The organism is Kitasatospora sp. NPDC023385, assembly GCF_055664045.1.
Window position 1 is genome coordinate 55,992 of sequence record NZ_JBVOOL010000033.1, and the last position, 12,101, is coordinate 68,092.

8 protein-coding genes are annotated in these 12,101 nt (G+C 73.6%); 3 read left to right on the forward strand and 5 right to left on the reverse strand.

All coding sequences use genetic code 11. The annotated features are described in order from the left end of the window. Nucleotides 1-185 precede the first annotated feature (185 nt). Nucleotides 186-2,489: a glycosyl hydrolase family 18 protein gene (locus AC0B61_RS32385; protein ID WP_471745316.1), complete on the forward strand. Its 2,304-nt coding sequence runs from the start codon at nt 186-188 to the stop codon at nt 2,487-2,489. Between the two features lie 108 nt (nt 2,490-2,597). Here AC0B61_RS32385 and AC0B61_RS32390 read toward each other — a convergent pair whose 3' ends face one another. Continuing rightward, nucleotides 2,598-3,794, reverse strand: a complete 1,197-nt coding sequence (locus AC0B61_RS32390; RefSeq protein WP_471745337.1) for a geranylgeranyl reductase family protein — start codon at nt 3,792-3,794, stop codon at nt 2,598-2,600. A gap of 362 nt (nt 3,795-4,156) precedes the next feature. Here AC0B61_RS32390 and AC0B61_RS32395 point away from each other — a divergent pair, with 362 nt between their 5' ends. Next, nucleotides 4,157-5,521: a M20/M25/M40 family metallo-hydrolase gene (locus AC0B61_RS32395; protein ID WP_471745318.1), complete on the forward strand. Its 1,365-nt coding sequence runs from the start codon at nt 4,157-4,159 to the stop codon at nt 5,519-5,521. Here AC0B61_RS32395 and AC0B61_RS32400 read toward each other — a convergent pair. Together AC0B61_RS32400 and AC0B61_RS32405 are read right to left on the reverse strand one after the other, a co-directional pair. After that, entirely contained in the window at nt 5,497-6,333 is an 837-nt protein-coding gene (locus tag AC0B61_RS32400) for a DUF4184 family protein (protein WP_471745320.1), read from the reverse strand. The genes AC0B61_RS32395 and AC0B61_RS32400 overlap by 25 nt on opposite strands. A 180-nt stretch (nt 6,334-6,513) precedes the next feature. Next, a complete protein-coding gene (locus AC0B61_RS32405) occupies nt 6,514-7,581 on the reverse strand; it encodes an NUDIX domain-containing protein (RefSeq protein ID WP_471745322.1) in 1,068 nt (355 codons plus the stop codon). A 431-nt stretch (nt 7,582-8,012) separates the two neighbouring features. On the opposite strand from AC0B61_RS32405, the gene AC0B61_RS32410 reads away from it, so the two are divergent. Further along, complete coding sequence (locus AC0B61_RS32410; protein WP_471745323.1) at nt 8,013-8,927, forward strand: ribokinase; 915 nt, start codon at nt 8,013-8,015, stop codon at nt 8,925-8,927. Nucleotides 8,928-9,085: 158 nt separating this feature from the next. Here AC0B61_RS32410 and AC0B61_RS32415 read toward each other — a convergent pair whose 3' ends face one another. After that, a complete protein-coding gene (locus tag AC0B61_RS32415; protein ID WP_471745325.1) occupies nt 9,086-9,964 on the reverse strand; it encodes a C40 family peptidase in 879 nt (292 codons plus the stop codon). Between the two features lie 341 nt (nt 9,965-10,305). Next, nucleotides 10,306-11,727: an acyl-CoA synthetase gene (locus AC0B61_RS32420; protein ID WP_471745327.1), complete on the reverse strand. Its 1,422-nt coding sequence runs from the start codon at nt 11,725-11,727 to the stop codon at nt 10,306-10,308. Between the last annotated feature and the right edge of the window lie 374 nt (nt 11,728-12,101).

Genomic DNA, 12,101 nt, shown 5'->3' on the forward strand with positions numbered 1-12,101 from the left:
GTCAGTTGTCACCAGCGCCATCCCCGCCCCCACCCTCCAACTGGTACAGACCTGTTGACGCATTGGTCCAGTCCTCCTACAGTGCCCATGCCCCCGCCTCCCCACGACGAGGGCGCCGATCGCACACGGATCAAACCCCGGTTCTACATCACCCTGTTCCAACCCCCACAGCCACAGGGAGAACCATGTCCGCTCGATCCCGGGCCGGGCGCCCACGCGCGCGCAGCAGACTGCTGGCACTGCTCTCGGCCCTACTCCTCCCCCTGGCCGCGCTCACCGCGCTGGCCACCCCGGCGAACGCGGCCGGAAGGCTCACCGCCACCTTCACCACCGCCGACAACGGCTCCTGGTGGCAGGGCACCTACATCGTCCACAACGACAACGCGACCGCCGTGTCCGGCTGGAGCCTGGAGTTCGACCTCCCGACCGGCGTCACCCTCGGCAGCACCTACAACGGCACCGCCACCGTCAACGGCCGACACATCACCGTCGCCGCGGCGTTCTACAACTCCACCGTCAACGCCCACAGCACCACCGAGCCGTACAGCTTCTGGTTCGTCGGCACCGGCCCGGTCTCCGCCCCGCTCAACTGCCGTGTCAACGGGGACAAGTGCGACGGCTCCGCCGATGCCCCGCCGTCCGCGCCGGGCACCCCGACGGTGGCCGAGTCCACCGCGCACACGCTCGCCCTGAGCTGGCCGGCCGCCACCGGCGGCGACTTCCCGGTCTCCTCGTACGAGGTGCTGAGCGGCAGCACCGTCCTCGCCTCCAGCCCGGTCACCAGCACCCTGGTCGCCGGTCTCACCCCGGCCACCTCCTACATCCTGGCCGTCCGGGCCAAGGACAGCCGCGGCAACCGGGGCCCCCTCAGCACGGCCGTCACCGCCGCCACCTTCGACCCGTCCACCGACACCGTCCCGCCCACCGCGCCGACCAACCTAAGTACGGCGGCGGTCAGTTCGACGGACGTGACGCTCGCCTGGAACGCCGCTGCCGACAACCTCCGGGTCGCCGCGTACGACGTCTACCAGGGCGCCACCCTGGCGGCGACGGTCACCGGCAGGACGCTGACCGCGACCGTCGGCGGCCTCTCACCGTCGACCGCCTACACCTTCACCGTGAGGGCCCGGGACGCCGCCGACAACGCCTCGCCCGCCTCCGCCCCGCTCACCGTGACCACGTCGGACCTGGTGGGCGCCGGAAAGTACGCCCGGGTCGGATACTTCGTCCAGTGGGGCATCTACGGCCGCCAGTACTTCGTCAAGAACCTCGACACCTCGGGCAGCGCCGCGAAGCTCGACGTCGTCAACTACGCCTTCGAGAACATCGATCCGGTCAACCTGACCTGCCTCGCGGGCGTCACCAAGGGCACCACCGCCAACCCGCAGGACCCGGACCAGGGCACCGGAGCCGGGGACGCCGACGCCGACTACGCCCGCCCGATGAGCGCCGACCAGTCGGTGGACGGCGTGGCCGACGACGGCTGGGGCAAACTCCGCGGCAACCTCAACCAGTTGAAGAAGCTCAAGGCCAAGTACCCCAACCTGAAGGTCGTCGTGTCGCTCGGCGGCTGGACGTACTCCAAGTACTTCTCCGACGCCGCCGCCACCGACGCCTCCCGCCAGAAGCTGGTCAAGTCCTGTGTGGACACCTGGATCAGGGGCAACCTGCCGGTCTACAACGGCGCCGGCGGCGACGGCGTGGCGGCCGGGATCTTCGACGGCATCGACCTGGACTGGGAGTGGCCCGGTTCCGGCGACGGCCACGCGGGCAACCACTGGAGCGCCGACGACAAGGCCAACCTGACCCTGCTGCTCGCCGAATTCCGCAAGCAGCTCGACGCGTTGGGCGGCTCGCACAAGCTGCTGACGGCCTTCACCCCGGCCGATCCGGCGAAGGTCGCCGCCGGCTGGGACCTCGGCAGGATCTTCGGCTCGCTGGACATCGCCAACGTCCAGGGCTACGACTTCCACGGCTCGGGCAGCGACAACTCCTGGGAGCCCAGTCGCACCGGCTCCCAGGCCAACCTCTACCAGGACCCGAACGACCCGTACAGCTTCCACTTCAGCGTGGACGCGGCCGTCCAGACCTACCTCGGCGCCGGGGTCAACCCGCGCAAGCTCACCATCGGCTTCCCGTTCTACGGGCGCGGCTGGCAGGACGTGGCGGACGGCGGGGCGAAGGGCGTCTGGCAGTCCGCGAGCGGAGCCGCACCGGGCCAGTTCGCCGAGGAGGCCGGGACGCGCGGATACGGCAACCTGATCGCCGGCCTGCCCGGCCTCACCGTGTACCACGACCCCAAGTCCGTTGCGACGTACGGCTACACGGGAGCCGGCGGCCAGTGGTGGACCTTCGACGACGCCTGGTCGATCGCCCAGAAGGCGGCCTACCTCAAGTCGAAGAACCTGCTCGGCGGCATGGTCTGGGAGATGTCCGGCGACACGCCGTCCGGAACCCTGATGTCGGCCCTCGACACCGGGCTCAAGTAGCGGGCACGCCCGCTCCCGGCCTCAGGTAGCGCGCGCCCCCACCCCACACCGCGAACGGGCCGGTGCCCCCCACAGGAGGAGCACCGGCCCCGCACCCGCTCAAGCCCCCTACCGCGACGCCATCGCCGTCAGCTTCCGTGCCACCCGGAACTGCCGCAGCACCTGGGAGAAGGTGGTGTGCCCCTGGGTGGTGCGGGCGAAGGCCCGCCAGGCCGGCGGTACCAGGCAGACCGCCACGTGGAACAGGTACGGGCGCCGCTCGAAGGCGCCCAGCAGCTGCTTGCCCGCACGCATCTCCACGCCCAGCCCGGCCTTGATCGCGAACGCGTAGTTCAGCGCCTCGCGCCGCACCGCCGCCGCGTTGCCCGCCTCGGCGACGCTGACCGCCCACTCGCCGGCCAGCCGGCCCGAGCGCAGCGCGTACGAGATGCCCTCGCGGGTCCACGGCTCCAGCAGTCCCGCCGCGTCCCCGGCGACCAGCACCCGGCCGCGGGAGAGCGGCGAGTCCTCGGCCCGGCAACGGGTCAGGTGTCCCGATTCGACGCTCGGGGTGAACCCGGACAGGCCCAACCGCCTGATGTAGTCGGCGAGGTACTGCTTCGTCCGCTCGCCGTCGCCGCGCGCCGAGATGACACCGACGGTCAGGCTGCTGGTCTCGGTCTTCGGGAACACCCAGCCGTAGCTGCCGGGCAGCGGGCCCCAGTCGAGGTGGATCCGGCCCGCCCAGTCGGCGGCGACCTGTGGCGGCACCGGGATCTCCGCCTCCAGGCCGAGGTCGATCTGGTCGAAGGTGACGCCGACGTGCCGGGCGATCCGGCTGGCACTGCCGTCCGCACCGACCACCGCGCGGGCTTCGAAGGTCCGCCCGTCGGTCGCCGTCACCAGCGCCGTCCGGTGCTCGCCGCCGCGCTGCTCGACGCCGGTGACGGTCACTCCGGTGACCAGCACCGCCCCGGCCTCCTTGGCCGCCTGCACCAGGCGCAGGTCGAACTCGTCCCGGTTGACCAGGCCGAACAGCATCCGCTGGGAACGCCGCGTCCGGGTGTACCGCCCGTTGTAGGCGAAGGTGACGGCGTGCACCCGGTCCTGCAGCGGCAGCCGGAAGTCGGGCGGCAGGCTGTCCCGGGAGGGGCCGATGATGCCGCCGCCGCAGGTCTTGTAGCGGGGGTGTTCGGCCTTGTCGAGGAGCAGCACCCGCCGGCCCTGGACGGCGGCGGCGTGCGCGGCCGACGCGCCCGCCGGTCCGGCGCCGACCACCACGACGTCCCAGACGCCGTCGAGCGGCGAGGCCGCGTCGTCCGGCAGCGAGGCCGTGTCGTCGAGCGGCGCGGCCGTGTCGTCGAGCGGGCTGTCGAGCGGGCTACGGGAATCGGAGCTTCCGGAGTCAGTCACGTCGAGCAATCCTATGCGTCCGCCCGCCCCGCCGTACGCCGCGCCACCCGAACCCTTCCGCGCCGCTCGCCCGGCGGAGCACCGCCCGCGAACCACTGCGCCACCACCCCCGGACCGCCGCGCCACCACCCCCGGACCGGCCGCTCACCACCTCGCACCACGGGCGCACCCGGCCCCGAACCACCCGATTCCCCTCCGCCTATGATCGGCAGTACCGCGATCAACCGTCTCCGCCCGCACCATCCCACGGGCGGACCCATCCCCTCGGAGCCCCGATGTCACAGCCCCTGGCCGACGCCGTCCGGTCCCTGATGGACCGTGCCCGCACCGACCTCGCCGAACTGGTCGCCTTCCCGTCAGTCGCCGACCCGCGCCAGTTCCCGGTCGAGGAGTGCGAGAAGGCCGCGCGCTGGGTCGCCGACGCGTTCGCCGCCGAGGGCCTGACCAAGGTCCAGCTGCTCGACACCCCGGACGGCACCCAGTCCGTCTACGCCGAGCTGCCCGGCCCCGAGGGCGCGCCGACCGTCCTGCTCTACTCGCACTACGACGTGCAGCCCCCGCTCGACGAGGACGCCTGGCTCAGCCCCGCTTTCGAGCTGACCGAGCGTGACGGCCGCTGGTATGGGCGCGGCGCCGCCGACTGCAAGGGCAACATCCTGATGCACCTGACCGCCCTGCGGGCGCTGCGCCAGGTGTACGGGGACGGCTACCCGGTCAGCCTGAAGATCATCGTCGAGGGTTCGGAGGAACAGGGCACCGGCGGCCTGGAGCGCTACGCCGAGGCGCACCCCGAGCTGCTCGCCGCCGACACCATCGTCATCGGCGACACCGGCAACTTCGCCCCCGGCCTGCCCACCGTCACCGCCTCGCTGCGCGGCATGACCGTGGTCGAGGCGTCGGTCACCACCCTGGCCGGCAACCTGCACTCCGGTGCGTTCGGCGGCGCCGCCCCGGACGCGCTGCAGTCCCTGGTCCGGATCCTCGCCTCGCTGCACGACGAGAACGGCGACGTCGCCGTCGCCGGGCTGGCCACCGGCCAGAGCTGGGAGGGCGTGCAGTACCCCGAGGAGCAGTTCCGTGCCGACGCCAAGGTGCTCGACGGCGTCGCCCTGACCGGCACCGGCACCATCGCCGACCGCCTGTGGGCGCGCCCCGCCGTCACCGTCCTCGGCATCGACGCCCCGCCGGTGATCGGCGCCACCTCCTCCGTCCAGGCCGCCGCCAAGGCCCTGATCAGCCTGCGCGTCCCGCCGGGCACGGACGCCTCCGCCGCCCAGGACACGCTGGTCGCCCACCTGGAGGCGCAGGTCCCGCTCGGCGCCCGGCTCACCGTCCAGCGCCTCGGCGCCGGCTCCCCGTTCCGCGCCGACACCACCGGCCCGGCGTACGAGGCGATGGGCGAGGCGATGGCCGAGGCATTCGGCACGGAGATGGTCGCGTCCGGCGAGGGCGGCTCGATCCCGCTCTGCAACACGCTGCGCTCGCTCTACCCGCAGGCCGAGATCGTGCTGATCGGCGTCGAGGAGCCGACCACCCAGATCCACGCGGTCAACGAGAGCGTCGACCCGCAGGAGCTGGAGCGGATGGCCCTCACCGAGGCCCTGTTCCTGCGCCGCTACGCCGAACTGCGCTCCGTCTGACGGACGTCGGGCCGGAGGCCGCCGCTCGCGGTCCCCGGCCCCGGCCGCCCGCCACGCAACCGGCGGGCGGCCGCCACCACCGCCGCGTACCCGACGGCCCCCACCGCGAGCCCCGCCCCGGCACCGAAGCAGACCTCCGGCACCAGGTTCCGCTTCAACGGGCTGAGCCGCTGCAGCACCCCGGCCGCCGTCGCCGCGCCCAGCACCGCGACGGCGGCCCGTCGGGTCCGGGGCGCGAGCCCGACGGCCGGCCGCACCGGCTCGACGGCCCGCACCGCACGCGCCGCCCAGCCGCCCATCGCCGCCAGCGCGAGCGCCGAACTGCCGTACTGCAGCGCCTCGTACAGCGGCACCCCGGCCACCTGCCGGTCCAGTACGGGCAACAGCCGCACGCCCAGCCGGCCCCCGTGCGTGAACGCGTCCCAGCCGACGTGGGTGGCCGCGCCGATCGCCGCCGAGGCCGCGAACCACGCCGCGTCCGCGCCCGGACCGGCCCCGGCCCGCCGGGCCGTCAGCGCCTCGGCGCCGCCCGCCCACCGCTCGGGCAGCAGCGCCACCAGCGGTGCCCGGAGCAGGCCGTGCCAGCCGGCCACCAGCGCACCGGCGATCGCCACGTCCAGGGTAGGCACCGCCCACCAGCGGTGCGTCAGGCCGCCGTGGCCGTACACCCCGGGCAGCAGGGACTCCGCGAAGAACGGCACGTCGGGCGCCATCGACCCGGCGACCAGCGCCGACGCCACCAGCGGCCCGCGCTCCCCGGCACGGCGCAGCAGGGGCAGGACGGCGGCGGGGTGGCTCAGTGTGAACGGCATGCCGCCATCCTCCCGCCCGCACCGACCGCCGGGCGAACCCGGCCCCCCTGAGGGCCGGCCGACGCGAGCGCCCGTGGAGGTCCGACTGGGACACACCGACCACACACCGCCACGCCAACCACCACTGCCACACCAACCACTATCGCCCCACCAACCACCCCCGACCCACCGCCCTGGCGGCTATACCGCGTCCGCCGTGCTCGCCAACCCGGCCGCCACCCGGCTCCCGGCCTCCAGGTACCGCAGCTCGCCGCTCCGCCGGGCGTCCAGGGCGGCCGCGAGGCGCCGGTACCGGCTCGGAGGCAGCAGTTCGGCGGATTCGTCCAACGTGACGAAGCGCCAGCTGCGCAGTTCCTCCTGCTGCAGCAGCAGGTTCCGGCGGCCCGCGGCGTCCAGTAGGCCGCCGTCGTACATCAGCCGCAGGCCGCCGCGGCGCGGGCCGGTGCGGGGCTCCCAGTCGACGGCGAGCAGGCGCAGACCGGCCGGGTCCAGGCGCAGACCGAGCTCCTCGGCGGTCTCGCGCAGCGCGGCGTCGGTGGGGGCTTCGCCGCGCTCGACCACGCCGCCGGGGAAGTCCCAGTCGGGTTTGTAGACGGGGTCGACGAGCAGGACGCGGTCCTGCTCGTCGAAGAACAGGACGGCGGAGGCCACGGTGTCCCCGGTCGGGTCCGGAGTCTGGACGATCGGGCAGCGTGCGGCGCCCACCCTGACCAGCTCGGCGATCCGGAGTGCGGTCTCCCGGGGGGTGAGTTCGCCGGTGTCGATCATCCGGGCGTCGCCGACCAGCCAGCGGCGGGCGGCGCGGTAGCGGGGCAGGTGTTCGAGGCACCAGGTGCGGACCCGCTCGCTGGCCTCCGGATCGCCCGGGCACTCGTCGCGATGGGTGATGCGATCACGCAGGATCGTTTCTTCGGGGTCCAGCACGAAGTGGTGCACCGTGATCCCGTGGGAGGCGAGGTCACCGAAGATCTCGTCCCGGTAGTCCTCTCTGAGCAGGGTCATCGGGACCACCAGCGGGCCCCCGACCTCGTCGAGCAGTGCGGCCGCCGTCTCGGGGACGAGCCGGCGCCAGGCCGCCAGGTCCTGGAAGTCGGACACCGTCGCCAGCCGGTCGGCCGGGAGCATCCGGCGCAGGCCGGAGCCCACCATTTCCGGATCGAAGAGCACGCTCCCGGGCAGCAGTTCCACCAGCTCGCGGCAGGCACTCGTCTTGCCCGCCCCGAATGTGCCATTGACCCAGACGATCACAACGTCCCCTGCCCCTCGACTTCCCCCGATGCCGATCGCACCGGGCAGCGCCCCCGTCAGCCGAACCAGCGCCACCCGTGGTGGTACCCGCGCCACGCCGCTCCCCATGCCTGCCCATCGCGCCCGTCCGCGCGCCCTGGTCTGCCCCGTGACAGCGGCATGTGCCCAGGCCAGGCGCCTACACGTGGAAATATGCAGACCGGTCTACATCAAAATTGCACCCCTTCACCACTGCTCACGCACAGGAACTCGAGTGGGCCGCCTCCCCATGCGCGCCCCGCTCGCACGCCCCCTCTCATGCGCCGGTCACGCCCCCGATGCCGTCCCGCCCACGCCCACGCGCCCATGCCCACGCCCCCACGCCCACGCCCACGCCCACGCCGCACCCCCGCCGCTTGCGCCACCCGCACCCCGGCACGTACAGAGGAACGATGAAGCTGCTGCCCGTCGGCCGAGTGGTCGTCATCGGGTCGGTCAACACCGACCGGATCCTCCGTTGCCCCGCGCTCCCCTCCCCCGGCGAGACTGTCCTCGCCACTGCCGCCACCCGTGGCTTCGGCGGCAAGGGCGCCAACCAGGCGGTGGCGGCGGCCCTGATGGGCGCGGCGACGCACTTGGTCGCGAAGGTCGGACGCGACGCCGACGGCCAGGCAGCCCTCGCCGATCTGCACGGCGCGGAGGTCGAGACGGGCGCCGTGCTCACGCACCCCGACGCGCCCACGGGCCAGGCGATCGTCATGGTCGACCCCTGCGGCGAGAACAGCATCGTCGTCGTCCCCGGTGCCAACGCCCACCTGACGCCGGACGAGGTCACCGCCGCCCTGGCCCGTCTCCGCCTGCTCCCCGTCGACGTGGTCCTCACCAGCAACGAGGTCCCCGAGGAGTGCATCCGCGCGACCGCCGCCGCCCTGCCCGCCACGGGCCCGTACGGCGGCACGCGCTGGCTGCACAACACCGCCCCGGCCGGAGCCCTGCCGGATGCCGGCCCGACCGGCCGGCGACCGCTGGTCGTCGCCAACGCCGTCGAGGCCCGCCAGCTCACGGGCGCCGCCGACGTCACCGAGGCAGCCCGGTCCCTCGCCGCCCTAACCGAGGGCGCGGTGATCACCCTCGGCGGAGACGGCGCCCTGGTCGTCGCCGACGGCCGGCCGGTCCGGCTGCCCGCCCCCGCTGTCCGGGTGGTCGACACCACCGGGGCCGGTGACGTCTTCTGCGGCGCCCTCGCCGCCGAACTCGCGCGCGGCGCCGACCTCCCCGCCGCGGCCGCGACCGCCGTCGCCGCCGGGGCCTTCGCCGTCACCGCCCTCGGCGCCCGCGGTGCCCTCCCCCGCCCGACCGACCTCTGACCGCGCCGAACGGCGGTCCGTCAAACACCCGCACCCCGAAGACCGCACCCCGAACGCGCGTACATCGAACGACACACGCCGGGGACACAGGTCGGGGACACACGTCGGGGACGCCCGCCGAAACGGGCGCCCCCGACCTGCGAACCGGTCACGGCGCGCTACGGCCGCCCCATGTACGCCGGGTAGTAGCCGCTGCTGATGCCCGAGATCCTGATGTTGGTCCCCGGCCGCGCGGCTTCGACGTACTGGTTGTCGCCCAGGTAGATCGCCACGTGCTGGATGCCCCGGGCGGTCCCGTCCGGCGACCAGAACAGCAGGTCACCGCGGCGCAGCTGGCTCGCCTTGATCGGCGTGGTCGCCGCGTACTGGTCGTTGGCGACCCGCGGCAGGCTGATGCCGCCGCGCTTGAAGGACTGCTGCACCAGGCCCGAGCAGTCGTAGCCGTCCGGCCCGTTGCCCGCCGTCCGGAACGGCTTGCCCAACTGGGCGAGCGCGTACTGCACGGCGGACTCGACGTCCTGGTCCTCGGCGACCGAGTCGTGGCCCGAACCCGAGCCGGCGGAACCCGCCGAGGACGAGGAGCCGCCGCCGGTCCGCGCCAGGTAGATGTCGTAGTGCGAGGTCCAGCGCCACTCGCCCTTGCTGTTGCGGAACCAGTAGCGCGACCCGTCCCACCCCTGTTTGATGCCCCCGCTCGACTTCGCACCACTCGATGACGTGGAGGACTTCGTCCCGCCCCCGGTCCGCGTCACGTACACGCTGTAGTGCGAGGTCCAGCGCCACTGCCCCTGGCTGTTCTTGAACCAGTACCGCGAGCCGTCCCACCCGGCGTGCGCCGGCGCGGGCTCGGCGGCCGCGGGGCTCACGCCGGTGCCGAGGCCGAACACGCCCGCTCCGGCCGTGATCACGGCCACCATGCCTATTCCCCGCCGGAGCCGTGCGGCCCGGGACGGGCGGGAGGAAGGGGCGGTGGCAGCACGCTGCTGCCCGGTCGGTTCGTCGGCGGCATCCGGCGCGCCGGTGTTGACGGTGGTCATCCTGCTGACTTCCTTCACTGCTGCGAACTTCACTGCTGCGAATCGCTGCGGACGGCCGCCGGGCGGCGGCTGCGGAACTGCTTCGAATCCGCCGCACGTCCCGGCACCGCCGGTTCGTACGGCTCGGCAGATCCCCGCCCGACGCGCCGCGGCCTCCGGCCCTGCGACCGGAAGCGGTGGCGTTGCCGCCCGGGGATTCAGTTCTGCCTGCGTGTCACGTTAGGCACGCGTCCGCTCACGGCGCGCAGTGGAGTGCGCCAATGGAAGGGTCACGGGCGGTGAGCGCCGACGGCGCATCAGGATGAGAGCCCGTCACCGGAGGGCGATCCGACGCCCTCTCATCACCGGCCGGCGGCCTCCGCCAGCAGCTGCTTCTTCAGCACCTTTCCCAGGGCGTTCCTGGGCAGTTCGGGCACCAGGACCACCCGGCGCGGCCGCTTGTGCACCGAGAGCCGCTCCGCCACAAAGGCCGTCAGCTGTTCCCCCGTCACGGCGCCGTCCGGGATGACGTAGGCGACGATCGACTGTCCGAGGTCCTCGTCCGGCACGCCGACAACCGCCGCGTCGGCGACCGCCGGGTGGTCGCGCAGTGCGGCCTCCACCTCGCCCGCGCCGATCCGGTAGCCGCCGCTCTTGATCAGATCCACCGAGGCCCGGCCGACGATCCGGTGGAAGCCGTCCGCCCCGATCACCGCGACGTCGCCGGTGCGGAACCACCCGTCCGACGTCCACGCCTCGGCGTCCGCGTCCGGCCGGTTGAGGTACCCGCTGAACAGGGTCGGGCCGGAAACCTGCAGCTCACCGACGGTATCCCCGTCGTGCGGCACCGGGGCGCCGTCCTCGCCGACCAGCCGGGTGCGCACCCCGTCCAGCGGCAGCCCGACGCTCCCCGGGCGCCGCTCGCCGTCCGCCCGCGTGCTGACGGTGATCAGCGACTCGGTCATCCCGTACCGCTCGATCGGGGTGTGTCCGGTGAGCGCCGCCAACTTCTCGAACACCGGCACGGGCAGTGGCGCACTGCCGGACACCAGCAGCCGGGCCGAGGCCAGCCCGGCCGCCGCCGCCGGATCCGCCGCCAGCCGGGACCAGACGGTGGGCACGCCGAAGTACAGGCTGCCGCCCGCCGCGGCGTACGCCTCCGGGGTGGGCCGCCCGGTGTGCACCAGCCGGCTCCCGGTGCGCAGGGCGCCGAGCACGCCGAGCAGCAGCCCGTGCACGTGGAACAGCGGCAGACCGTGGGCCAGGGTGTCCTCGGCGGTCCACTGCCAGGCAGCGGCCAGGGCGTCCAGGTCGGCGGCGATCGCCTTGCGCCGGATCACCGCGCCCTTGGGCGCGCCGGTGGTTCCCGAGGTGTAGAGCACGAAGCCGATCGACTCCGCAGCCGGTTCGGCGTACGTGGCGGCGGAGCGCTGCCCGGGATCGACCGGCACCCCCTCCACCGAGGTGCCCTCCGGCAACGCCTCCCCGGCGGCGTGCGCAAGGAGCGTCGCGCCCGAATCCCGCAGGATGTGCTCGCGCTCCTTGGGCCCCGAGTCGGGCGGCAGCGGCACCACCGGCACTCCCGCCAACAGGCCGCCCACCACGGCGGTGACGGTCTCGACCGTGGGCCGGGCGAGCACCGCCAGCGCGGGGGCACCCGCCACCCGGTCGGCGACGGCGGTCGCCGCGCCCAGCAGTTCCTCCCGGGAGAGCGCCCGGCCGTCGATCCGCAGCGCGTCCGCCACGTCGCCGAAACTGCCCTGAAGTGCCGTCAGCAGTGCCATGCCACCGTCCTCGCCCTCGTCCCACGCCATCGCGTCACGTCCCGCAGCTCACCCGTCCAGGTCATGCGGTCAACTCATGCCCCGCGCATCACCCGCCCAGGTCATGAGCTCGGCCCCATGACCTGGCCTCATGAGCTCGACCATGAGGCCGGCTCATGACCTCACGTCACGTGCTCGCGCCGACTCTACGGGCCGCTGCCCGCCCGCCCGCGCTCCGGGAGACAACGCCGGAGGGCGTGGCACCGAGCACCCGGCACCACGCCCTCCGAACTTTCCGCAGGATCAGGCCTTGCGGGCCTTCACCTCGGCGGTGAGCTGCGGCAGCACCTCGAAGAGGTCGCCGACCACGCCGTAGTCGACCAGCTCGAAGATCG